Genomic DNA, 24,102 nt, shown 5'->3' with positions numbered 1-24,102 from the left:
ATGAGCGTTATGCTGAAGAGAGGTTTTTTACTGGGGATTTTGATGCTGGTAGCAGCAGGTGCCTTTGCGCAGGATCCTCAGTTTTCTCAATATTATCAATCACCTCTTTATCTGAATCCTGGATTTACTGGGGTCACTCCTCAGCAGCGCGCAACATTCAACCACCGTATTCAGTGGCCAAATTTGCCTCAGGCCTTCTCAACTTTTGCAGCATCCTACGATATCTGGGTGGATGAGTTGAAAAGCGGATTCGGAATTCTTGCCACCACAGATAAGATGGGATCTGCCGGATGGAGAACAACCAATGTGAATTTATTGTATAGCTATAAGTTAAGAATCAATGACAAGATAATATTCTCTCCAGGTCTTTCCTTTGGATATGGAATCAACGGACTTGACAGGAGCAAGCTTCGACTGGGAGATGGTATTGAATTTGCCAATGGTGAATCAGTAGACCCCGCACTGTACAAGTTAGGTAATCAGCAATACTTTGACTTTAGTTCTGGGTTCCTGGTATATTCAAAAGTTCTATGGTTTGGTGCAGCTTTTGCGCACATGAATCAGCCCAATCTTTCCATCCTGAACAATGAGACACGTCTCTCCACAAAGATCACTCTTCATGCCGGCGCAAGATTAACGCTTATGAATGGATTGAGAACGTCTTCAAGAATGTCGTACCTGACACCTTCATTCATTTATCAATCTCAGGGTGGTATCTCTCAGTTGAACATTGGATTGAATTATCACATTGATCCGGTATTTGTTGGATTCTGGTATAGAGGAAAACCATTCGAGAAGACATCTACTAATACCATTCAACAGGATGCTATCATTCTTCAGTTAGGTATGTATCTTGATAAGATGACGATTGGATACAGCTATGACTTCAATACGTCGCCACTCTCAACTTCCTCTGGTGGTGCGCACGAACTTTCAATCATGTATGAGTTCAGTGCGAAGCCTATACACCGAGGAGTAAAGAAGCGTAATCGCCTGATTCCTTGCCCTACTGGTGGCCGTCAGGAAGGCTTCTGGAAGTAATTTGCAAGAATCAGTAACTGCAGATTATCTACTATTTTCTTCTGTTAATCGATCTTTAATACCACTTGCCACCTGTTTGGATTTTTAAGACTAAATCAGTCTTATATATGCCAGTCTAAGTGAACTTTAATCGGCTTAACCCCCGATTGACGATGCAGGTTTACCGTTCTATCCGCCTATTGATCTTTATAGGCGTAATGTTGCTTATTAGCCAGACTAATGTGTTTGGTCAGTGCGGCGGCATTATGGAACCAGGCTTTGCTTTTCTTACCAGCAGCCGGGGTTGTGCACCTTTTACAGTCAATATTCAAACCATCTACCTTTCTTCTGTTCCTGGCACCCAGTACTTTGTTGATTGGGGTGATGGAACTCCCGAGCAGACCTACGTCCAGGGTGCAACGCCGGTGATTATGTCACACATTTATCCACTGGCGTCCGTGAATTGCGGGTATGATGTAGTAATCGACGCATCCAACGCCTGTAATCCTAGAGGAAGCGTAGTTCCTATCACTACACAAGTGATAGTATGGACAAATGATGTTATATCAATTGATCCTGCAGTGTATCGCGTTTGCGCGGGATATGCTGCCAATGTTTCTTTCACCGATAACAGTGACTGGAATTGTTTTCCCAGGGCTACCCGTGAGAATAATGCCCCACGATGGATACAATGGATCTACGGAACAGGTCCTCTTCCGACTTTCATTCCTGGAATTCAGGTTAACAGCGTAACTCCAGGCTCTTATCCTTATCTGAACCCTGCACCCAACAGAAATCCTATTTATCCTGTCACTGCTCCGGGACAGGTAAGCTTGCCTATTAACGTGCCTGTCACCACCCTTGCAGATATCGGAAAGGAATTTGAGATCACATTAAAAAACTGGAATCAGTGTAATGCATATGATGACAATCTGCTGGATGGAAATGCTTTTAATCCAGTGAGTGGAAATCTTGTCAATGGCGATAATCCTCCCCAGATAACACGTGCCAGGATTGTTATTGTTGACGCACCTCAGCCAACGTATGTTACCCGTTTGGGAAATGCAGGTGGACCTATTCAAACAATTTTTTGCTTGAACGACATTATCTATTTCGATAACAATACCCCGGCAATTGCGGGTGCGAATTTTCAATATACCTGGCAATTCTATGATAATAATACGGGAACAGGTGTTCCTTTGGCTACTTCAGGTGCGACTAATCCTACATTCTCCTATTCTTCATCAGGGCAGAAGATGATCAGGCTTTCTGTAAGAGATCAGAATGCAGCAGGTAATTGTATTGCGATCTATGAAGCATTGGTCTCTATCTCTCCTTCATTGGTTGCGAATATCCAGACTACTGATTTTTTAAATAACCCTATTACGCCAGATTTCTGTCAATCTGTAATTGCCCCCTTTACTGGGTTTCAGGTGCGCTTTACTGATGCATCAGTAGGAGTGGTAACGCCAACAACCGAATGGAGATGGGAATTTTATGATGAAAACAATATCATGGTGCTTCAGGCTCCTTTGGCCGGAGGATTTTCATCAACAGCTCTTGGTCCTTTTGACAGGACGTTCACAAATCGCGGTATTTATCGTGTGAGATTAATCATTCGTGACAATGTAACGGCATGCCAGACAATAGATGAAGTGAATGTCCGTGTTTATCAGAACCCTGTTCCCGTCTTTACAGCAAACAGGGTTTGTCAGGGAACTCCAGCTTCTTTTAATGAAGCTTCTACCTTAGTACCGATCAACGGGGAAAGCATAGTGTTGCGTGAGTGGGATTTTAATTACAATGGCTCAACGTTCATTAAGGATCCTGCATTTGATAATCAGACAACCTTTACAAGATCCCTTGGAGCAGCAGGTCTCTATCAGGTCGCGCTGAGAGTTACCACCAATCAGAATGGATGTTCAGATTTACTGGTAATACCTGTAAGAGTTGATCCGCTACCCACTGCGAATTTTGTACCGGATGTCGTGTCAGGATGCAGTGTTCTGACAGTAATCTTTACAAATAATTCAGTAGGAGGACAGCCCGATATTGTCGACAGGTTTGTATGGGAAGTTGATGAAAGAGGCGGATTGGGGTTTCTTCCGGTAAGCACTCAACGTCCAACGGATATTGGGTTTACGAATCAGTTTGTCCATGATTTCATAAATGTTACAACGGTTAATAAACTATTTGACGTCCGGCTTCGGGTAGTAACTGTCAATAATTGTGAGAGAATATCACCACCAGTAATCATTACTGTTTTTCCGGGTACCGCTTCCGGATTTATATCGACCAACTATTCCCCCTTCAATGATAATTGTTCTCCAGTGAGTGTAAATTTTTCGGTTGATCCGCAGACTCAATCCCTAGGACCAACTAATTATCAATGGAGGATCAGTGATGTTTCGGGAGTAATCTCCAATGTAAGCACTGGTACAACGCCAACGTACACTTATAATTTTATCAACACCACGCCGTTGATAGAAGCCTTTCAGGTACAGTTAACGACTACGTTGCCGAGTGGGTGTTATGGAGATTCTGTTCGTGTTATCCGTGTAAGTCCTGTGCCAGTATCAAATTTCAACATTGATACACTTGTTTTTGATTGCGAAAAGATGCGCCTTCGCTTTGAAGCTTCACAAAAAGGACTTCAATATCACTGGACTGTTTCGGAGAATACAATAATGATGTTAAATACGTCAGGCTCGAGTGACATGATTGAGTATGAAGTGCTTCGTTCTGGAGTAGATATTAATCTTGCAGTCGGATTGGATACCAGGAACATTGCAAATTGTACGAGCAACATCACAACCCAAAGCATTGTGGTTCCCAGAAGAGATATTATTAACACGTCTTTTACAGTAACTCCTCTGACGCAATCGCTTCCTGCTTCAACAGTCTTTATTACCAATACAACAAATCCTGGACCATGGACATATGAATGGGATTTTGGAGATGGGATCACTTCCAATACTTCAACCACTAGTTTTTCACATGTCTACGCAACGTATGGCACCTACGTGATCAAACTGACCGTCACCAACAATGTGTGTATTGAAACACAAACAGCAAACATTACGATATTTCCGATTCCACCAGTGGTTAATTTTAGCTATGATCCTGCTTCCGGATGTTCTCCATTAAAAGTAAAATTCACTAACCTTTCTATGTTTGCGGATCCCGCCACCTATCTGTGGGACTTTGGCGATGGAGCTGCCACCTCAAGAGCAGCTAACCCAACCTATACTTACTTTTTGCCAGGGAAATATACCGTAAGTCTTTCTGCATCTAATATTTCAGGTACTGTAATCACTGAAACGAAGCAAATGATCATTGAAGTTTTTGAGAAACCTATTGCCAGATTTGATATCAAGCCTAAGCTCCTGTACATACCAGGCGGAATCATGTACACAAAGAATAATAGCATTGGCGCCGGAAGATATGAATGGAATTTTGGAGATGGTGAAACTTCTGATCTTGTGGAACCACAGCATGTTTATGAGGACGAAGGTATTTTTGACATCTCTTTGATTGCAATCAGTCCACATGACTGCGCCGACACCACTCTGGTAAAGGGAGCTGTTATAACACAAAAAGGAGGGCAGCTTCTGGTGCCGAATGCATTCTCACCAAATCTTTCCGGAGTACAGTCTTCCCCAGGTTCAGGTCAAAGCGATGGGAAGAATGATGTTTTTCTTCCGGTCATGCGTGGCGTTACGCAATTTGAAATGCTGGTATTCAATCGTTGGGGTCAGCTTTTATTTGAAAGCAGAGATCCTCAGATAGGATGGGACGGCTACTTCAATGGAAAGCTTTGTGCTCAGGATGTCTATGTATTCAAGATTTCAGCGAAGTACGAGAATGGCGAGACGGTGGTAAGAACGGGTGATATAAATCTGATACGATGAAGAGAAGTATACTTACCCTTATCGGATTGCTTTTACTTACCCTTGCATTTGCGCAAGATCCTGAATTTTCACAATACTATGCTGCTCCATTGTATTTAAATCCTGCCTTTACGGGAACAACCACTGATCACAGATTCATAGCGAATTATCGCAATCAGTGGCCCAACATTGCCAGAGGTTATGTAACCACAGCACTTTCCTACGATTATAATTTACATGACTATCACAGTGGTGTGGGTTTCCTTGTTACAATGGATAAGGCTGGTACAGCAGGGATGAAGTCATCTCAGTTTAATTTTCTTTATTCGTATAGGGTCAATGTTGCAAATAAATGGGTTATATCAACTGGATTAAGTTTTGGATATGCTTTCCGTACGATTGATCTTAATAAACTCATCTTTGCAGATCAACTTCAATTTGACTCGAAAGGTCAGGTACCAAGTGATGACCCTGCTCTTTTTAATTTAGGAATGTCTCATTACTTTGATTTCAACGCGGGCTTACTGGCATATAATAAATCATTTTGGTTTGGATTTGCAACAAGTCATCTCAATCAGCCGAATCGAACTTTGTTGAATCAGGAAGCAACACTTCCGATTAAGACAACGGTGCATGGTGGGGTGAGAATACCCTTAAACAGAGGACCTTTCAAGAAGGCCCATGAAGCGGTACTATCACCTTCCTTTGTTTATAAAAGACAAGGCAACTTTGATCAATTGGATGTGGGAGCTTATTTCCTTTACGATCCCATCGTTATGGGGGTGTGGTATCGAGGTATCCCGATCGAACAGAATGTGAAGGATAACATTAGTCAGGATGCTGCTGTAGTCATACTCGGATTTCAGTTGACGAAAGTCGAAGTCATGTACAGTTATGATTTTACTGTATCAGAGCTTGGGCCTGTATCGGGAGGTACTCATGAGATTGCTCTCAAGTATAAGCTCGCCATCCAGATGAATTCCCATGCTAAAAAGAGGGAAAAGTTTATTCCTTGCCCAACCTTTAATCACTAAACACTTTCTTTAACGCCACGCGATAAAACTTTACCTTTGGGAATCCCTTTTTCTAAAAGGCTTAAGTAATGAATTTTTCGAGTGATTTAGCATCAAATCCCATTTTCAAGACGATTTCTGAGGCCGCAAAAGACCAGAATGTAGAAGCCTATGTTGTGGGTGGATTTGTCCGTGACTTGATTCTAAAACGTCCCAACAAAGATATTGACTTTGTCTGCGTCGGAAGCGGTATTGCTCTGGCGCAAAAAGTAGGCGAGAAGCTGGGCGGTCTTCAGGTGACGGTATTTAAGAACTTTGGAACGGCTATGATCCGCCAGGGAGATTATGAGCTTGAATTTGTCGGCGCCCGCAAGGAGTCGTATTCCAGAGATTCACGCAAGCCAATTGTTGAAGATGGCACACTGGAAGATGACCAGAGGAGAAGGGACTTCACTATCAATGCGATGGCGATTAGTCTAAACTCGGCCAGCTATGGTGAATTGATTGATCCTTTTGAAGGAGTGAAGCATCTAAAGGAGAAGATGCTCAAGACACCACTTGATCCTGCTATTACCTTTTCTGATGATCCATTAAGAATGATGAGGGCGGTGCGCTTTGCTTCGCAGTTGGCATTCGATATTGAGCCTGATACTTTCCAATCGATTATAGATCAAAAGGAAAGATTAAAAATTGTTTCGATGGAGCGGGTTATTGAAGAGACCAATAAGATAATTCTGTCTCCGGTTCCATCGTATGGATTCAAGCTTCTTTTTCATAGCGGACTGCTAAAGCAGTTTTTTCCTGAGATGGTCGCACTGCAAGGTGTAGAGTATGTAGATAACAAAGCACACAAAGATAATTTCTATCATACTCTTCAGGTACTTGACAATGTTTCAAAAACTTCGGATGATCTGTGGCTGCGATGGGCTGCAATCCTTCATGATATTGCCAAACCGTTAACGAAAAGGTTTGAGCCCGGACACGGCTTTACTTTTCATGGTCATGAAGACAAAGGTGCGAGAATGGTGCCGGGTATCTTCAAACGATTTAAGCTTCCGCTGAACGATAGGATGGATTTTGTACAGAAACTAGTGAGACTTCACCTTCGTCCCATTGTTTTGGCATATGATGTTACAGATTCAGCAGTGAGAAGATTATTGTTTGAAGCAGGCGATGATACAGAAGCACTAATGAAATTATGTCGCGCAGATATAACGTCCAAGAATTCTGAAAAGGTAAAGAAGTACATTAAGAATTTTGAGAAGGTAGAGGAAAAGATGCTGGAAGTTGAGAAGAAAGATCATATAAGGAATTTCCAACCTCCCATTACGGGTGATGAAATCATCAGGATGTTTAATATTCCTCCTGGCCCGATAATTGGTGAAATAAAAGAGCAGATCAAAGAAGCTATATTGGAGGGTGAGATAAGAAATGATCGGGAAGAAGCTCTTGCTCTTCTGACAGATATAGCAAGTAAAAAAGGAATTGTTAAAATTGAATTAAACCACTAACCAACAAATGAAAAAAGTTATTATTATTCCTCTGATGATTTTATTGAGTATGTCTTTTGTCATGGCTCAGAAACAAAAGACGACGACTGCCAAACCGCAACCTACAGAACCTCAGACTCAGCAGCAGGTAAATAGCGATCCTCAACCTAACAATTCTCTAATACAGCATTATGCTACCAAGTATGCTTTTGCAACCAGATGGAATGATTTAAAGTTGGCAAAGGATGCTTTGTATGACCTGATTGTTGAATTTCCCGGGAGCGATTCATTGATTTTTTCGCTTGCTGTTTATTACTATCAGAACTCTGAATTCACATCCAGTATTTTGGTAGGACAAGATCTTTTGAAACGTTCACCAAAAGATCCCGAGGCTCTCGAATTGGTGGCAGCTTCTTTTGAGGCCCTTAACCTTGGGGATAGAGCTTTGGAATATTATGAAAGTTTATATCTGCTTAAGAATGAAAGTTACACTTTGTATAAAATGGCTTTTCTGCAATACTCAGCTAAAAAGTATCAGGAAGCTATGACCAATGCAGATATCTTGCTGGCTAAGCCTGATGTGGATGAATTGAAAGTAACTTTCAATGATGCTCAGGGGAAACCGAAAGAGTATAAGTTGAGAGTTTCTCTTCTGAATCTTAAAGGACTTATTTATAAGGATCAAGGCGACAAGGTGAATGCAAAGAAATTCTTTGATCAGACACTGGCAATTGCCCCGGATTTTGTTTCAGCGAAAGAGAGCCTTGCTACTTTAAAATGATGCAACCTTTTCCTTTATGATGGGTCATTAGCAATCAGGACTATGAGTTCGGAGGCAGCCACTGTACACATTCATGCGGAGATCATTGAAAAGTGCCGATTGGGTGACCAGGAAGCCCATTTTCAGCTTTACAGGCTTTATTCGAGAAGCATGTTCAATGTGGGTTTCCGGATCGTCAATAGTGAGGAGGAAGCGGAGGATGTACTTCAGGAATCATTTATCAGCGCCTTCAGAAATCTTCATCTTTATCGTGGAGATGCCACTTTTGGCTCATGGTTGAAAAGAATTGTAGTCAATAAGGCTATTAATGTTCTGAAAGGCCGTAAGACTGAAAGACTTCCCGAGGATGATCAGTTTGATGTGGAAGAAGAGACTTTTACCGAAAAGGAGTTTCAGTTTTCTGTGGAAGAAGTGAAGAGGGCAATTGAAGGTTTGCCAGACGGATATAGAAGCGTCCTATCGTTATATCTTTTGGAAGGATATGATCATAGTGAAATTGCCGAAATTTTAGGTATAACAGAGTCAACATCAAAGTCGCAATTTAACAGATCAAAAAAGAAGGTTAGGGAAATTTTGGAAGGAGGAAAATTATGAAAGATAGACTTGAAAAATTTGTAGAAAACCATCGTCAGGAGTTTGATGAAAAGCAACCTTCGGAAAAAGTCTGGCGAAATATTTCATCGAATCTATTTGGCGTTAAAGATTCTTTCTGGAATTCCGCTCCACTGTGGCGAGCCGCTGCGATCGTTCTGATGGGCTTCTCTGCCTATTTGCTCTTCTCCAAATCAGATGTAATGCCGGTGAACGCCACCAGTGCGAATCAGGACTTTAAGGACATAGAGTCTTTTTATTCTGCACAGATATTGGAAAAAGCCACATTGATTTCAATGGAAGATCTCCATGCGGACAATTCATTTACCCAGGATATTCAGAAGCTTGAAGCGATGTATACTGTATTGGCAGAGGAAATGAAAAAACATCCTTCTGAGAAAGTGAAGGAGGCTTTGGTTTTAAACATGTTGGTAAGAATTGATTTGCTAAATCAGCAGATTCAAAAGCTTGAGGATTCGAAAAGACCTAAGCCCTCGCAGGCAATCATTTAAAAATCTTCTTCGCTCTTTAATTCTATCAACTCCTTATTAGAGTCGAGAATTTTTCCGTCTTCGCACTTCAGCACGCGGTTAGGAAATTTTTTAATCAGACCATAACTGTGAGTTGCCATAAGAATGGCAGTCCCACTTCGGTTGATCTGCTGAAACACCTTTAAAATCCCGGAAGAAACTTCTGGATCAAGATTTCCTGTTGGCTCATCAGCAACTAGAATGTGTGGTTCATTAAGAAGGGCGCGGGCAATTACAACCCGTTGCTGTTCACCACCGGAAAGCTGATGAGGCATTTTTTTCTCTACCGAGCCAAGACCTACCTGCATTAATACATCTACAAGTCGGCTCTTCATTTTGAGATTGTCACGCCATCCCGTTGCCCGCAGAACAAACGTCAGGTTTTCACCGACGGTTCTGTCCGGAAAGAGTTGAAAGTCCTGAAAAATCACTCCAACTTTTCTTCGCAATAAGGGTACCTCCTTGTCCTTAATTCCCCGAATATTAAAACCAGCTATGTTGATATCGCCTAAGCGAAGGGGGAGGTCAGCATAGAGTGTTTTTAATAGAGAGGATTTTCCTGAGCCAGTGCGGCCTACCAGGAAGACAAAGTCACCTTTCTCAACATCAAAAGAAAGATTGGTAAGGACGGCTTGATTACCCTGAAAGATGGTGGCGTCTTTTACTCTGACTACCGGATCGGATGAAAACATAGAGAGGCTTAAAAAATTTCAGGTCCCAACTTTTGGCTGGGACCTGTATAATTTATCCATTTACTTTTTTGTGATCTGCCAAAAATTTGGCCAATCCTGAGTCTGTTAATGGATGGTTCAGTAAGTCGGTAATAACCTTCAAAGGACAGGTTACTACGTCCGAACCAATTTCAGCACATTTGATCAGGTGAATAGTGTGACGAACGCTGGCTGCAAGAATCTCCGTTTGGAAACCGTAGTTATCATAGATCACACGGATTTGTTCAATAAGTTCAAGGCCATCCTGAGAGATATCATCTAATCTGCCAATGAAAGGGGAGACATAAGATGCACCCGCCTTAGCTGCTAAAATTGCCTGGCCCGCTGAGAATACCAGCGTACAATTCGTGCGGATACCTTCACTCGTGAATTTCTTGATTGCTTTTACGCCATCCTTGATCATCGGAGCTTTCACAACAATCTTGGAATCGATTTTTGCAAGTTCACGACCTTCTTTAAGGATGCCTTCATAATCGGTAGCGATCACTTCAGCACTTACATTATTATCTACAATGTTACAGATTGCTTTATAGTGAGCTCTGATATTTTCTGCTCCTTTAATTCCTTCTTTTGCCATGAGGGAAGGATTGGTTGTTACGCCATCCAATACACCCAGGTCGTAGGCTTCTTTAATGTCATTTAGATTCGCTGTGTCAATGAAGAATTTCATAAGATTAGTGAGTTTTGGCTTTAAGATTTTCTGTTTTACAACAGAAATGATGTTAGAAATTATTGTTAGCGTAAATCTACGCTTTAGAATTCAATGAAAACTACAGGTTGAGGTAGTTTTTAAGCCAGATTATGGCTGAAAACGGGTTTGGAGGGCTTAAATAAAAAATGGCAAACCGAACATCGCACCGCTACAACCGCCTACCCTTGCTACCTTCCGGTCCTGGGGGAGTTCAGCAGGAGCTGGTCGTGCCCGATTTGCCGGTGCAAAGATAGGAAAACTCATTGAAAACAGAATTGATTTTGGACTAATCCAACGACTTGTCAGAAAAGGTATCACCCTGCTTTATGTCTCCGGTCTCAAATCCTTTACGAAACCAGAATACTCTTTGAGCAGAGGTTCCATGCGTAAAAGAATCAGGAACTACGTATCCCTGAAATTGCTTCTGTAAACGGTCATCACCGATAGCGGAGGCGGCATTCAAAGCTTCGTCTATATCACCGGGCTCAAGAATGTTTTTCATTTCATTGTCGTGGTGAGCCCAAACACCAGCAAAAAAATCTGCCTGCAATTCGAGTTTAACGGAAAGCTTGTTATAATCTTCTTCACTTAGGTCATTCTTCATAGCATGAATTTTGTCGGTGATGCCCATCAGGTGCTGGACATGGTGGCCAACTTCATGAGCAATGACATAGGCCTGTGCAAAATCCCCAGGAGCATTCAATTTGCTTTGAAGTTCATCGTAGAATGATAAGTCAATATAAACTCTTTCATCTTCACTGCAGTAAAAAGGACCTGAGGATGCGCTTGCCTGTCCACATGCTGATTGAACCTGATCGGTAAACATCTCAAGGGTTGGTTCTCGATAATCAGACAAAAGCTTATGCCATACATCTTCTGTATCAGCGAGGACAACCTTCACAAATTGTGCACGCTCTTCATCTTCCGCACTGACCTGAATTGCCTGACCTGAAGATCCACCGGAAGTATCCACCTGCTGAAGGAGCGTCAAGGGATTTGTTCCCGTCAGCCAGCTAACAATAAAAATAATGACCACTGTGATCAGTCCGCCTTTCGAAAAAAGGCCACCGGGTAAATTGAATCCACCACCACCACCGCCGCCGCTTCCCCGCTGATCGTTAACGTTTCCACTTTCTCTTCGTCCTCTCCATTGCATGATGTGAATATTTAGGTGAAAATATGGATGAAGGTACCGAAAGCTTTTGATTTGATTTTTTCCACAGATCAGAAATCTGAGCGAACCAATAGGGGTTAATCCCAGGTCGGTTGTCATTAGAGAAACATAATAATTATTACCCTTATATGAAAAAATCGATATTAGTATTTGCAATCGCGTGCGGTCTTATGGTCTCGGGTCATTCCTATGCTCAGGACTCATCCCGGCACAAAATCCGCACGATATTCAGGCCCGGAACATCCTCCGGAGGTTATGGTGCCCTGTCCAACAAATTCACAACTATCAGAGGGCAGTATGCAAACATTGCTGAGGTTTATGGTGGTTGGTATGTCAATCATTGGTTTATGATCGGATTAAGTGCGGCCGCAGTGACCAATAATCTCCCGGTCCCGATTGAAAATAGTGCTGATCCTTCTTTAAATCTTAGTTATCAGTATGGACAGTTTGGTCTGATGACTGAGTATGTGATTGGCTCTGGTAGAGCAGTGCATTTAGCTTTTAGTCTATTTGCAGGCCCTGGCTTTACATTGCAATATCAACGTTATGATTTCAACAATAACAATAATCGTGAAAGGCACATTCGTGATGAAAACTGGTTTTTTGTTGCAGAACCTGGTATGCATCTGGAATTTAATGTTTTGAAATGGATGCGTTTTAGTCCTGGAATATCTTACAGGGCAACCGCAGGTAGTAATGCTTCAGGACTCAGTGATTCTGACTTAAGTAATTTGTCTTATAATGCTACCCTGAAATTCGGACGGTTTTGAGGTATTTTTAGGGATGGCTTTTCACGAGGGAAACAACGAACTTCGTAAAGCCATCACCCTAAAAAGGGCATTTATACAGATGGAGAAACTTTAACATGACGTTGACGTAACGAGTATGTACCATCCCTCTGCTTATGATTAGAAATTACTTCACTTCGGCAATAAGAAATTTTCTTCGTCACAAATCTTTTACTCTTCTCAATATAATCGGACTTTCTCTGGGGATAGCAGCCAGCTTGCTGATCTTGCAATATGTAAAGTATGAGCGGAGCTTCGATAAGTTTCATAGTAATGCAGAAGATATTTACAGAATTCAATACAATGGATATCAGGGTGGAAAATTAAGATTTGAATGTGCCGCTGCAGTTCCAGCCGCAGGTCCAGCACTGAAGAATAATTTTTCTGAAGTAAAACAATTCGCTCGCCTATATCCGGTGAGTGGCATTGTGAGCTATCAAAGTCCTGACAGGGGAGTGATTTCTTTTCGGGAAGAGAAAATGCAGATTGCTGATCCGGGAATTTTTGAAGTTTTTGATTTTGACCTTGTGAAAGGAAATGAAAGTGACGCATTGGTAGGTCCCAATAAAGCAGTTATCTCAGAGCGTGCAGCAAAGAAGTATTTTGGAGAAGAGGATCCCATCGGAAAGAACATTGATTGGGACGGTACAAATAAATTTGAGATCACGGGGGTTATGAAGAATGTTCCTCAGAACTCTCATATCAAGTTTGACATACTTTTCTCATATCAGACATTAAATGCTCAGACAAAGAATGAATCTGAGACGAATTGGGGGTGGTATGATTTCAATACCTACGTTCTGCTAAAACCAGGAACGGACGTAAACGAATTACAAGGACGTTGGAATGCTTTTCTGGAAAAGAATAGAGGAGAGGAATGGACCAAGAATAACAATCGTCAGGAATTCATCCTTCAACCTATGTTGGCAATTCATCTTTACGCTAACCTTTTGCAGGAATCTCAACCAGAAGAGAGGGGCGATGGTGATTCTGTTTATGCATTAAGTATCATCGCGCTTTTTATTTTAGCGATTGCCTGGGTAAACTATATCAATCTTGCAACTGCCAAATCTTTTGAACGTGCCAATGAAGTGGGCGTGCGAAAAGTGATGGGTGCTCAGAAAGAACAGCTTGTCAGACAGTTCCTTGCTGAATCTTTTCTGGTGAATTTATTCGCTGCCCTCATCGCAATCCTTTTGGTACGGATAGCATGGCCGTCATTTTCAAACTTATCAGGAAGGATCATTCCACTCGACTATATGATGCAGGCAGATTTCTGGCTTTTAGTGAGCCTTTTGTTTTTAGCCGGATCTGTGCTTTCCGGATTCTATCCTGCTATTATTCTTTCCTCCTTTAAGCCTATTTCAGTTCTCAAAGGAAAGAGCATGGGAACATCTCAGAGTGGAGTTTTAAGAAAGGGCTTGGTGGTATTTCAATTTGTTGCCTACGTTGTACTGATCATTGGATCAATAGTTGTTTATCAGCAATTGAGCTTTATGAAGAATCAAAATCTGGGTGTTAACATCAATCAGACTCTTGTTTTGAAAGGTCCGAGTGCCATTGATTCTACCTATCGAAAAAACCTGGAAAGCTTTAGAACGGAAGCATTGAGAATTCCTGGAATTAAAAGCATGACGGCATCAACCAATGTTCCGGGTGACGAAATTTTCTGGGCTAGTGGTATCAGGAGAATTAATGCTGGACCAGAGAATTCAATCTCAGGATACTCGGTAGGAATTGATCATGAGTATGTGCCTGCTTTCGGTCTTCAGATTATTGCCGGCAGAAATTTTGACCTCGACCATCCAAATGAAAGAAAAAGTGTGATGCTCAATCGGGCTATGATTCATTCGCTTGAATTCAAGGATCCTGAATCTGCAATCGGAGAGAAGGTCAGACATGGCGGGGATACACTTGAGATCGTCGGAGTGCTGGAAGATTATCATCAGATGTCTCTTAAGACGATGGTGTCACCATTAGTTTTTAGATTTATTTCAGCATCGAGTTTCTTTGCGTTTAAGATTGAATCTGAAAACAGTCAGCAGCTTTTATCAACTCTTGATGGTCCATGGAAAACATTCTTTCCAGGTAATCCAATAGATTATTTTTTCCTGGATCAGTTCTTTAATCGTCAATATGAAAGTGATCTTCAGTTTGGAAGAGTCTTTAGCCTGTTTACCGTGCTGGCTATTTTTATAGCGTGTCTGGGTCTCTTTGGACTCGCCTCTTTTATGACCATACAAAGGACGAAGGAGATTGGGATCAGAAAAGTATTAGGTTCGAGTTCCGTGAGCATTGTACTTCTGCTCTCAAAAGGATTTATACAACTTGTCCTTGTCGCCAATATCATTGCGTGGCCGCTGGCATGGTGGGGAATGAATTTATGGTTAGAGTCTTTCCCTTATAGAATTAGTGTCAATCCGCTGCTTTTTGCCCTTGCTGGGTTTGGCGTCGTATTCATTGCATTCGTTTCAGTCGGCTTTCAAACCCTGAAAGCTGCAAGAGTTGATCCTGCAAAGACATTGAAGTATGAGTAAATTAACTCTTCCGAAATTACGGGGGATTTCCGCTCTTTGATGACCGAAACCGGACGGGCTTGTTCGTAATTGAATTGCCAATAGAACTACAAACTTAGATTCTGAGCTAAATTCGTCTCTTTCATCTGGTACTTTTTTTGTAAACCAGAAGATAAATGCCATCACTATGCTAAGAAATTACCTGGTAGTTGCCCTACGCAACCTTAAGCGTCAATTCTCTTATTCCATCATCAATATTTTCGGATTAGCAATCGGCATTGCATGTAGTCTGGTGATGTTCCTTTTTGTTTACAATGAGTGGAGCTATGACAGGCATTACAAAAATGCTGATCGCATCTTTAAGATTGGTGTGTCCTTCTTTAACATGGGAAATTTCGGTCCGGGCCCTGAAGTATTGGGTGAGTATCTACCGAAAGAGTTTGAGGGAGTAGAAGCCTTCACCAGAATTTTACGCTCAAGGGAAACACCTCTATCAATCGGAGACAAGACTTTCGATGAGATGGTTTACTATACTGATTCCTCCTTTTTCAAAGTTTTTTCATATGAGTTTTTGGAAGGTAATAGAGATTTTGCACTGAGCACACCTGATCAGGCAGTAATTACCCAGCGAATGGCAAGGAAGTATTTTGGAGATGCTCCTGCATTGGGCAAAGTCATTGAAGTTGGAAAAGAAAGAACACCTTTTACGGTTTCAGGAATTGTAAAGGATGATGATCGAAGTTCCCAATTAAAAGCTACTCTATGGCTATCAATTGATCATCAATTGAAAAACAGTAAAATATGGACATCTGCCTCAGTATTCAATTATGTGTTGCTGAAAGAAAATAATGGTCGGGAAGACCTTGACAATGCCCTTGATAGAATTATGGAAAAGCAGGTTTATCCTTCTGCAAGTTCGGCTGGTATGCCTCCCAATATTTCATTTGAAGATTACAAGAAGAATGAAAATGCATTGCGGTTCAATGTTCATGCTTTAAAAGATGTCCATTTAAAGTCGTCATTGAATTATGAAATATCAACCCCCGGAAATGAATCTAATATGTACACATTTGCGGCTATTTCTGTTTTTATACTTCTGTTAGCTTCTGTCAATTTCATTAATCTTACCACAGCCAGGGCTTCCCGTCGTGGAAAGGAAGTCGGAATTAGAAAATCAATTGGATCGGGCAGGAGCAAGTTGGTAATTCAGTTCATCCTTGAATCCGTAATTGTAAGCCTAATTGCAATGCTTCTTTCACTCGCACTTGCAGAGATGTTTTTGAAAGTATTTGAGATAGTGACAGGCACTCAACTCATCAATACACTTTGGAATAGTGGATGGAGTCTGTTGATATTACTTGCCTTCGCTGTTTTGGTTGGGTTCATCTCAGGTATCTATCCGGCGTTTTATCTTACCTCTTTTACGCCAATCAAAGTCCTAAAGGGAAATATTGCAATGGGTGGTGGATCACAATTCAGAAATCTTCTTGTGATATTTCAGTTTTCTATTTCTATCTGCCTCATGATATGTTCAACGATCATCGTGCGTCAGATGAATTTCATGCAAACAAAGGACATGGGATTTACCCAGGAGAACATGATAACAATTGACAACGTCGGTGCACTGAAACAGCACGCAGATGCTTTTAAGAATGAACTTTCTCAAATGTCTGGGGTATTGAAAAGCAGCCTTCATACCGGTGAACCGGGAAGTAAGGCAGTCATGTCATTCTATACATTCCAGACTCCTGAAATGAAGGATCCTGTCGCTATCAATACCTATTTTGGAGACGCCGAGTATATTGGAGTAATGGAATTTAAGTTGCTTCAGGGTAGAAGTTTTAATAAAGACATTGCATCTGACTCGGCAGGAGTTGTGCTAAATGAATCCGCAGTGGAGTCCCTGGGATTAAAGGAGCCAATAGGAGCGGTGATCAACAAAGACCTGCATGTTATTGGGGTGGTAAGCGATTTTCACTGGGAATCATTACGTAACTCAATAGCACCTGTAGCCATCTTGCTAAGCAAGAATAATTATTATCAGTTGGGATTCCGGGTAGAGCCAGGTGCAGCTGGGAATTTTATTTCCAAAGCAGAAGTAAAATGGAAATCGCTTGTGGCTGATGAACCATTCAAGTATCATTTCCTGGATGATAACTTTGGTGAACTCCTTGAAAAAGAGCAGGTCTTCAGTAAAGCTATCGGATTTTTTACGGTACTCGCTATTTTTATTTCCTGTCTTGGACTTTACGGACTCTCTGCCTTTACAGCGGAGCAACGTACCAAGGAAATTGGTATCCGGAAAGTTCTGGGTGCAACTGCAGTCAACATTGTGAGTATGCTTAATAAGAAATTCACTATCCTGGTTTGTATATCAATATTTATTGCCACACCGGTCTCCTTGTATTTTATGCTAAAATGGATGGAAGGTTTTGCCTACAAGTCAGAATTGAGTTTATGGACCTTCATTATAGTATCCATTTCAGCTATTGTGATTGCCTTAACTACTGTAAGCTTCCATTCACTAAAAGCAGCAACGGTTAATCCGGCCAATACTCTCAAATACGAATGATATTTTGATGATCAGGTAATTTAGGATTTGCCAGGGATGTTCGGGCGCTATCTGAACATTGACTTCAAAATAACTTTTACAAAGTAGTAACTAATCCACCAAAACTCCGTTAATTAGTTTTACAATCTATATACAAATGTCGAAAGAATACATCGGTGAATTTGAGGAGCTGATTCTGATGGTGGTGAGCATCCTTCAGGAGGAAGCATATGGAAATGCGATAGTGACCGAAATCAAAAAGAGAGTAGGGAGAGATTCGAATCTCAGCGCTGTTCACGTAACTCTTTACCGCCTTGAGGATAAGGGCTTTGTTAAATCCAGTATGGGTGGTGCGACCACTACGCGCGGCGGAAGGAGAAAAAGAATTTTCCAGATCACAAACTCCGGCATGGCAATGCTGCGCTCTATGAAGGAATCCAGAACAGATCTTTGGAAGCTGATCCCACAATTAAAAATGGTAAGTGTTAAGGGGTGATTGAATGAAGGAGAAAGATATCACTGATGCGTCAGGTTTCCCATTTCGTATTCTTAAAGCACTTTGTCCCCCGGTTTTGTATGAAGGCGTTGAAGGGGACTTGCTTGAAAAATTTGATAAGGATGAGAGATTGTTCGGAGTGAGGAAAGCAAAGCGGAAATTATTCTGGAATGCAATTGCATTTTTGAGACCCGGGATTATACTTAGAAACAAATTTTCAGGTGAGTTAAACACGATTACTATGCTAAGAAGCTTTTTAACGATAACGATCAGAAGTTTAACAAAGAACATTGAGTATTCAATTATTAATATAGCAGGCCTTGCGATTGGAATAGCTTCCTGCATTCTCATTTATAATTATGTTCAGTTTGAAAATAGTTTTGATCAATCTCATCCTGATGTTGATCGTTTGTATAGAGTAAACCAGACTGCTATATGGTCACCCAATGGAGGAATAATGTCTTCATCCGGCCCACAGGTAGCGCACGCTCTTCAGAACGACTATCCGGAGATCGAGCAGGTGCTGAGAATCAATACACCGGGAGATTATGTTGTTCGTTCCGCCGAGAATGGAGGAGATATAAAAGCTTTTCGTGAGAGTAAGGTACTGGCGGCTGACTCAAACTTCTTTGCATTTTTTGATTTCAAGCTTAACGAAGGCGACTATAGAACTGCTTTGATCGGCAAAAATAAGGTAGTGCTCTCAAAAGAAGCTGCGAAAAAATATTTCGGAGATAAGCCTGCGGTTGGCCAAATGCTACTGTTCGGGGATGAGCGTACTGCAGTGGAAGTGACAGGTGTTACAGAAACTCAGCCTGCGAACATTCACTTTCATTTTGATTATCTCCTTTCAATTTCTACAAACGAAAACCTTAAGCGGTTTGAATGGAGTTTTATATGGACTCAGGTGGTGACTTATATAAAAGTGCGCCCCGGAACCAATCTTACTGCTCTTGAGGGAAAAATTCAAACCATTACGGATCGTCGCGTGGCTCCCACTTTTAAAAGACTTGGAATGGATTTTAGTGACTTTATCAGGAGTAAGGGTGGATGGAACTGGTATCTTCAGCCAGTAACAGATATTCGCCTGGAATCAGGAGAAATTTTTCCAAGATATGAAGAGGTCAGTGATAAGGTATATGTTTATATCTTAAGTGGAGTTGCAGGATTTATCCTTTTAATTGCATCCATAAATTTCATTAATCTCTCCACGGCCCGAGCAACAATGCGTGCTAAGGAAGTCGGGGTGAAGAAAACACTTGGTGCTTTCAGAAGTTCGTTGATCGCACAATTTCAGTTTGAATCAATCTTTGTGACCATCCTGGCTACGGTCTTATCACTGGCATTAGCCGCAATTTTTAAACCCTTGATTTTTAATTTGAGTGGTTTCGATCTGCCGTTTAATCTTGCCGGAAACTGGAATCTTATCCTCATGATTTTTCTGCTTCCTTTTGTGCTTGGATTTATTGCTGGCTTCTATCCAGCATTTTACCTGACCGCTTTCCAGCCCATTTATGTGCTGAAAGGAAAATTAGCATCTGGAATGAAGTCAGGTGGCTTACGCAATGGCTTAGTTACATTACAATTTACCATTGCAATTGCATTGATATCTATTACTCTCATTGTTTTTCAACAGCTGAGGTACATTTCGACAATGAATCTTGGTCTTGAAAAGGAAAATGTTCTTTTAATAAATTATGCTGAAGCATTAGGACCTCAGATTGAATCTTTCAGAAATGAAATTTCTGCAATTGATGGTGTGGTTGATGCAACCGTGGCTGCCCAGATTCCTGGTACTGGAACAAGCGAGGATATTTTTTCTAAGGAAGGAAGCCAGGAGAACCTTCCCATCAACCAGGCAAAGATAGATGATCATTATTTTTCAACATTAGGATTAAAGCTTGCAAGTGGAAGGCAGTTTAAAGCAGGAAGTGTTGCGGATTCAGCTTCAGTGATTTTAAATGAAAATGCTGCACAACTTTTCGGATGGAGTCCGGAAGAAGCTTTAGGCAAATTCATTGTTTATCCTGATAAAGGAAAACTGGAAGTCGTTGGCGTGGTGAAGGATTTTAATTTCCGGTCTCTTCATTCGCCTATCTCACCAATGTTATTCTTTACACTTAACTCCGGATTGTGGGGAAGTGAGCGCTTTATTGCGATTAAATTTAAGACGCAGGATGTTTCGGAATTGATGGAGAAAATTGAGCAACATTGGAAGCGCCTTGCGGTGGCAACTCCAATTGAATTTCAATTTTATGATGAATTGCTAGCGCGTCAGTATGAGGATGAGTCAAAGTTGGGAAGACTTTTTGGCGTGTTTGCGTGCTTCTCTATCGGTGTTGGAATTATTGGATTGATTGGATTAGTGGCGTATTCCGCAGAGCAGCGTAAAAAAGAGATTGGAATTCGAAAAGTGTTTGGTGCATCGGTCACTAAAATATTTGTGATGATGAATAGTCAGTACATTAAACTCATTGTCATCGCCCTGGTAGTGGCGACCCCATTTGCATGGTGGGCGGTTCAGCAATGGCTTGATTCTTTCGAATACAGAATTAAAATCAGTCCGATTGTTTTTGTAATCGCAGGTGTGAGTGAGATCGTGCTGGCAGTTATGTGTGTAGGGTATCTTTCCTTACGAGCGGCGACTTTGAATCCTTCGACAGTGTTGAAAGAGGAGTAGGAATTATCTATGGTTCATACTTGTAAACCTGACCTGATTGACCTGCTGCCCATGCATTTGAACCGAAAAATGATAGCGCATACAGATCGCCGGAAATTCCGGACTTGGTGTCCCAGGTCATTCCTCCATCACCAGATTTCAAAAGTCTTCCTGTACCTGCTACAATGATGGTATTCATATCGATCTGACATACACTGTATAAATCTCCGGTTGAGCCAGCGGGAGCAACGCTTGTCCAGTTCTGTCCACCATCCAGAGTTCTCAGGAGAACGCCATTAATGCCCACTGCAGTGCCTGTTGACGCATTGCTGAAAAAGACACTCCTCAGGTCCTGCGTAGTTCCGGAGGAAAATGGTGTCCAGCTTGTGCCACCATTGGTGGTTCTTAACATTTTGCCGCTAAAGCCAACAATGAAAATTGTCTGATCAGAGATCATGAAAACTCCAGATAGTTCCACAGTAGTGCTGCTGACTTGAGCAACCCAGTTTGTGCCACCATTGATTGTTTTAAGTATTGTCCCGCCTTGGCCTGTTGCAATGCCAATATTTGAATTGATAAAGTGAACGTGCACCAAATGTTCTGTAGTTCCACTTGCTTGCGTTGTCCATGTGGTTCCGCCATTAATCGTTCGCATGATGAGACCTGATTCACCGACAACAGTACCGGTTTGTGAATCGAAAAAGTATATGTCTCTTAAAAATTTTGTAGTTCCGCTGGTTTGAATACTCCATGTTTTTCCACCATCCGAAGTTTTCGCGATGTATCCATCCGTACCTGACATGAATCCAATATCACTGCTGACGAAAGAAACTCCTAGAAGGGTAGTGTTTATGCCGGTTAGAATTCTGGACCACGGGTCAGTTGGCGTTTGTGGCTTTGGTGATGAATCACTGCTGCAAGAGGCATTAAGCAAAAATGCCAGAATCAGAAAAATTATTGTTCTTCCCATAATTGAAATGACTTTTCAAGTATAGTCATTCAAGTCATAAGATAATATCCCCTTGTTGGTAGGACTTAATTTATATGATCAGAGTATTTTAAAATAGTATTTTTGAAGCCAGTGCTTATACATCGGATCCAGAAATTCAATTTGATTTCCATTGATGTCCAGAATTTCCTTGTTAACCAGGGCATCTTTAATTCGTAATACATTGGCAGAAGTTCCCAGGTCATAATCATTTAGTGCTTGTTTGGCGCTGAACTGCTCAACACCTTTAAGCATAGCATTCAGAAAATTGACTTGAGTTGCTGTCAGGCTATCCGTTACATTTTGAAATAGCAGACTTAGCTGTAACAGGACCCCATCGTAGGCGCTTAATACAATTTCTTCAGAGCATATCTTTGGAGTACGCAGCCACGCTTGCTGAGCTAGTTGCTGAACATAATAGGGATGACACTCCGCTAATGACACTAAGAGTTTTGCTTCTTTCTCTTTAATCACTTTTTTTCCCGAGCCGGAGAAACGTTTGATTAAAAAAGGTACCCAGTCTTCGGACCTGATCTTTTGCAGAAACATTAAGTCACCGAATTTGTAGAATGGCATCTCGGAAGAAGTAAAAACTTCCATCATCATGTTGCGCTTGCTTCCATAAAGACAATAAGAAACATTCTGATGCTTTTGCCAATGGGAGCGGAGCTTTTTCTGAAAAGCGAGCGGAGACTCAAAGGTTTTGATGTTTTGAAATTCATCAATACAGAAAACGAATTTTATTTTCTTTGATTTAGCAATGTGCTCAGCCATGTTCAGAATATCATCTGGCTGCCGGGTAACTTCTTTCCAGTCAAGTGATAAAGTAAAATCACTTTGGTTTCCCGGATTAAAGCTTAGGTTTGGAATAAATCGTCCAAGGAATTTTTTTGCATTGTCCATCAGATCTGCCCATTTGCCTGAGGATGCACGAAGAATTTCCTGTGCCAGAATTTGATAGAACTGCTGCTCGGTCCTAACATTATAGAGATCAATGAAACAGAATTTTATTTTTTTGTCCTGCTGCGTTACAAGCCCTGCCGCCTGTTGAACCAGTGAAGATTTACCCCACCGACGTGGGGAGATAAGAATGGTATTTACACCTGCCTTAAAGTTTCCGGCAAGGTGTTGAGCTTCCTGTTCACGATCCGTGAAATTCTTGCCACTGGCAATGCGCCCGAAGATGAAAGGAGTTTCCATACCATAAAGATAAGTTACATAAATGTAAGTTACAAACTTGTAATAAAAGTTAAACTACTATTTAGCCTCTTCTGTGAATTCAATTGCGAACTTCCCCGCCCGGATCGGCTTGCGAATAGCCTTTGCAAATTCATAAGTAAATGCAACGCTCAGATATAGGATAAAAGAACAATAGAAGATAAAGAGCAGTACCATAGCCATGGAACTGGATGCTCCGAAGATCATTGCAATCTTCTTATGAATCAGAATTTTACCAAGAATGAATACCCCAGCATTAAAAAATAGTCCTGTAAAAAATCCACCAGCAATCGCTACGGGCCACCTGACTTTAGCTTCTGGAAGAAACTTCAAAAGGATCGTAAAGAAGATTGTAACAATCGTAAGAGAAAATGCAGTGCCGATTAAAAAAGCAAGTATCCTGTTGCCTTGAAGCGTAAGCTCAAAAACATCCATCGCGTAGGAGATGGCAGCCAGGAGCGCAACAAGGAACATGATGGCAATTCCCGTCAGTCTTTCCTTTACAAAATACATCGCTGTGTGCGGTGTTTTTTTCTTTAGGCTCCAGATCTGATGAATGGCTTGTTTAACAACGCTTAGTAAAGTTGTAGCAATGAAATAGAAGAACAATGTTCCAATTACGATCAGGAGTGGGTTACTTTCCAATCCTTCGAAACCATCGACAATAGTATGGACGTCCTTTGCGGTAGCTGAACCTAAAGGATCCTGAATTTTATCGAACAATTCCTTGTGAACAATCTCTCTTCCCATAAAAGGAGACAAAAGATCTGTTAGAATGATGAAGATCGGAGAGAGCGAGAACGTGGTAAAGAATGCCGTTGATGCTGACAAGATCAGTGGATCATTTTTTTGAAGGAGCTGGAATCCTTTTTTTATCGAAGCTGAAATCTTACCAAAGATGTTGGGCATTTTTCCAATCTAAGCTTCGAAATTATACAAATTTCATATAAAGGCCCCTCATCCAGAACGGGAACA

General features: G+C 41.4%; 18 protein-coding genes and 1 other RNA gene. 12 read left to right on the top strand and 7 right to left on the bottom strand.

What is annotated here, in order from left to right:
* Positions 1 to 9 precede the first annotated feature (9 nt).
* The 7 genes from HOP08_02230 (at position 10) to HOP08_02200 (ending at position 9,297) form a co-directional block, all read left to right on the top strand.
* The gene (locus tag HOP08_02230; GenBank protein ID NOT73717.1) at positions 10 to 1,041 is read left to right on the top strand and encodes a type IX secretion system membrane protein PorP/SprF; all 1,032 of its coding nucleotides are present in this window, start codon (positions 10 to 12) and stop codon (positions 1,039 to 1,041) included.
* 197 nt (positions 1,042 to 1,238) lie between these two features.
* Positions 1,239 to 4,931 carry a PKD domain-containing protein gene (locus HOP08_02225; GenBank protein ID NOT73716.1) on the top strand — a complete coding sequence of 1,231 codons (3,693 nt, stop codon included), beginning with the start codon at positions 1,239 to 1,241 and terminating at the stop codon, positions 4,929 to 4,931.
* Positions 4,928 to 5,944 carry a type IX secretion system membrane protein PorP/SprF gene (locus HOP08_02220; protein ID NOT73715.1) on the top strand — a complete coding sequence of 339 codons (1,017 nt, stop codon included), beginning with the start codon at positions 4,928 to 4,930 and terminating at the stop codon, positions 5,942 to 5,944. The genes HOP08_02225 and HOP08_02220 overlap by 4 nt, the downstream gene beginning before the upstream one ends.
* A 68-nt stretch (positions 5,945 to 6,012) precedes the next feature.
* Positions 6,013 to 7,434 (top strand): HD domain-containing protein, encoded by a 1,422-nt coding sequence (locus HOP08_02215; protein NOT73714.1) that lies wholly within the window; start codon positions 6,013 to 6,015, stop codon positions 7,432 to 7,434.
* A 7-nt stretch (positions 7,435 to 7,441) separates the two neighbouring features.
* On the top strand, positions 7,442 to 8,194 hold the full coding sequence (locus HOP08_02210) for a hypothetical protein (GenBank protein NOT73713.1): 753 nt from the start codon (positions 7,442 to 7,444) through the stop codon (positions 8,192 to 8,194).
* A 42-nt stretch (positions 8,195 to 8,236) separates the two neighbouring features.
* Positions 8,237 to 8,788, top strand: a complete 552-nt coding sequence (locus HOP08_02205) for an RNA polymerase sigma factor (GenBank protein NOT73712.1) — start codon at positions 8,237 to 8,239, stop codon at positions 8,786 to 8,788.
* Positions 8,785 to 9,297, top strand: coding sequence for a hypothetical protein (locus tag HOP08_02200; GenBank protein NOT73711.1), 513 nt, complete (start codon positions 8,785 to 8,787; stop codon positions 9,295 to 9,297). The genes HOP08_02205 and HOP08_02200 overlap by 4 nt, the downstream gene beginning before the upstream one ends.
* Here HOP08_02200 and HOP08_02195 read toward each other — a convergent pair.
* The 4 genes from HOP08_02195 to HOP08_02180 all read right to left on the bottom strand — a co-directional run bounded on the left by HOP08_02195 (position 9,294) and on the right by HOP08_02180 (position 11,893).
* Positions 9,294 to 10,007, bottom strand: a complete 714-nt coding sequence (locus tag HOP08_02195; GenBank protein ID NOT73710.1) for an ATP-binding cassette domain-containing protein — start codon at positions 10,005 to 10,007, stop codon at positions 9,294 to 9,296. The two genes, HOP08_02200 and HOP08_02195, sit on opposite strands and share 4 nt — an antisense overlap.
* Positions 10,008 to 10,059: 52 nt before the next feature.
* Complete coding sequence (gene fsa, locus HOP08_02190; protein NOT73709.1) at positions 10,060 to 10,716, bottom strand: fructose-6-phosphate aldolase; 657 nt, start codon at positions 10,714 to 10,716, stop codon at positions 10,060 to 10,062.
* Between the two features lie 166 nt (positions 10,717 to 10,882).
* Positions 10,883 to 10,978: signal recognition particle sRNA small type (ffs, locus tag HOP08_02185), an RNA gene on the bottom strand.
* A gap of 45 nt (positions 10,979 to 11,023) precedes the next feature.
* Positions 11,024 to 11,893, bottom strand: coding sequence for a flagellar biosynthesis protein FlgM (locus HOP08_02180; GenBank protein NOT73708.1), 870 nt, complete (start codon positions 11,891 to 11,893; stop codon positions 11,024 to 11,026).
* Positions 11,894 to 12,039: 146 nt separating this feature from the next.
* On the opposite strand from HOP08_02180, the gene HOP08_02175 reads away from it, so the two are divergent.
* The 5 genes from HOP08_02175 (at position 12,040) to HOP08_02155 (ending at position 20,942) form a co-directional block, all read left to right on the top strand.
* The gene (locus HOP08_02175) at positions 12,040 to 12,681 is read left to right on the top strand and encodes a hypothetical protein (protein ID NOT73707.1); all 642 of its coding nucleotides are present in this window, start codon (positions 12,040 to 12,042) and stop codon (positions 12,679 to 12,681) included.
* Positions 12,682 to 12,815: 134 nt separating this feature from the next.
* Complete coding sequence (locus HOP08_02170) at positions 12,816 to 15,236, top strand: FtsX-like permease family protein (protein ID NOT73706.1); 2,421 nt, start codon at positions 12,816 to 12,818, stop codon at positions 15,234 to 15,236.
* A gap of 166 nt (positions 15,237 to 15,402) precedes the next feature.
* Entirely contained in the window at positions 15,403 to 17,787 is a 2,385-nt protein-coding gene (locus HOP08_02165; protein ID NOT73705.1) for a hypothetical protein, read from the top strand.
* A 136-nt stretch (positions 17,788 to 17,923) separates the two neighbouring features.
* On the top strand, positions 17,924 to 18,262 hold the full coding sequence (locus HOP08_02160) for a PadR family transcriptional regulator (GenBank protein NOT73704.1): 339 nt from the start codon (positions 17,924 to 17,926) through the stop codon (positions 18,260 to 18,262).
* A 4-nt stretch (positions 18,263 to 18,266) separates the two neighbouring features.
* Positions 18,267 to 20,942 carry an FtsX-like permease family protein gene (locus HOP08_02155; protein NOT73703.1) on the top strand — a complete coding sequence of 892 codons (2,676 nt, stop codon included), beginning with the start codon at positions 18,267 to 18,269 and terminating at the stop codon, positions 20,940 to 20,942.
* Positions 20,943 to 20,949: 7 nt separating this feature from the next.
* On the opposite strand, the gene HOP08_02150 is transcribed toward HOP08_02155, so the two are convergent.
* The 3 genes from HOP08_02150 to HOP08_02140 all read right to left on the bottom strand — a co-directional run bounded on the left by HOP08_02150 (position 20,950) and on the right by HOP08_02140 (position 24,036).
* On the bottom strand, positions 20,950 to 21,891 hold the full coding sequence (locus HOP08_02150; protein NOT73702.1) for a hypothetical protein: 942 nt from the start codon (positions 21,889 to 21,891) through the stop codon (positions 20,950 to 20,952).
* 78 nt (positions 21,892 to 21,969) lie between these two features.
* Positions 21,970 to 23,109, bottom strand: a complete 1,140-nt coding sequence (locus tag HOP08_02145) for an ATP-binding protein (GenBank protein NOT73701.1) — start codon at positions 23,107 to 23,109, stop codon at positions 21,970 to 21,972.
* Positions 23,110 to 23,166: 57 nt separating this feature from the next.
* Positions 23,167 to 24,036 carry a YihY/virulence factor BrkB family protein gene (locus HOP08_02140; protein NOT73700.1) on the bottom strand — a complete coding sequence of 290 codons (870 nt, stop codon included), beginning with the start codon at positions 24,034 to 24,036 and terminating at the stop codon, positions 23,167 to 23,169.
* Positions 24,037 to 24,102 lie beyond the last annotated feature (66 nt).

Source organism: Cyclobacteriaceae bacterium (assembly GCA_013141055.1).
In the GTDB taxonomy this organism is placed as follows: domain Bacteria; phylum Bacteroidota; class Bacteroidia; order Cytophagales; family Cyclobacteriaceae; genus ELB16-189.
This window is presented reverse-complemented; position numbering and strand designations above follow the sequence as displayed.

Coding starts and splice junctions, on each gene's coding strand:
- HOP08_02225 (NOT73716.1), top strand. CDS start 1,239: ATGTTGCTTATTAGCCAGACTAATGTGTTTGGTCAGTGCGGCGGCATT.
- HOP08_02160 (NOT73704.1), top strand. CDS start 17,924: ATGTCGAAAGAATACATCGGTGAATTTGAGGAGCTGATTCTGATGGTG.
- HOP08_02150 (NOT73702.1), bottom strand. CDS start 21,891: ATGGGAAGAACAATAATTTTTCTGATTCTGGCATTTTTGCTTAATGCC.
- HOP08_02215 (NOT73714.1), top strand. CDS start 6,013: ATGAATTTTTCGAGTGATTTAGCATCAAATCCCATTTTCAAGACGATT.
- fsa (NOT73709.1), bottom strand. CDS start 10,716: ATGAAATTCTTCATTGACACAGCGAATCTAAATGACATTAAAGAAGCC.
- HOP08_02205 (NOT73712.1), top strand. CDS start 8,237: ATGAGTTCGGAGGCAGCCACTGTACACATTCATGCGGAGATCATTGAA.
- HOP08_02145 (NOT73701.1), bottom strand. CDS start 23,109: ATGGAAACTCCTTTCATCTTCGGGCGCATTGCCAGTGGCAAGAATTTC.
- HOP08_02195 (NOT73710.1), bottom strand. CDS start 10,007: ATGTTTTCATCCGATCCGGTAGTCAGAGTAAAAGACGCCACCATCTTT.
- HOP08_02200 (NOT73711.1), top strand. CDS start 8,785: ATGAAAGATAGACTTGAAAAATTTGTAGAAAACCATCGTCAGGAGTTT.
- HOP08_02175 (NOT73707.1), top strand. CDS start 12,040: ATGAAAAAATCGATATTAGTATTTGCAATCGCGTGCGGTCTTATGGTC.
- HOP08_02180 (NOT73708.1), bottom strand. CDS start 11,893: ATGCAATGGAGAGGACGAAGAGAAAGTGGAAACGTTAACGATCAGCGG.
- HOP08_02210 (NOT73713.1), top strand. CDS start 7,442: ATGAAAAAAGTTATTATTATTCCTCTGATGATTTTATTGAGTATGTCT.
- HOP08_02230 (NOT73717.1), top strand. CDS start 10: ATGCTGAAGAGAGGTTTTTTACTGGGGATTTTGATGCTGGTAGCAGCA.
- HOP08_02220 (NOT73715.1), top strand. CDS start 4,928: ATGAAGAGAAGTATACTTACCCTTATCGGATTGCTTTTACTTACCCTT.
- HOP08_02140 (NOT73700.1), bottom strand. CDS start 24,036: ATGCCCAACATCTTTGGTAAGATTTCAGCTTCGATAAAAAAAGGATTC.
- HOP08_02165 (NOT73705.1), top strand. CDS start 15,403: ATGCTAAGAAATTACCTGGTAGTTGCCCTACGCAACCTTAAGCGTCAA.
- HOP08_02155 (NOT73703.1), top strand. CDS start 18,267: ATGAAGGAGAAAGATATCACTGATGCGTCAGGTTTCCCATTTCGTATT.
- HOP08_02170 (NOT73706.1), top strand. CDS start 12,816: ATGATTAGAAATTACTTCACTTCGGCAATAAGAAATTTTCTTCGTCAC.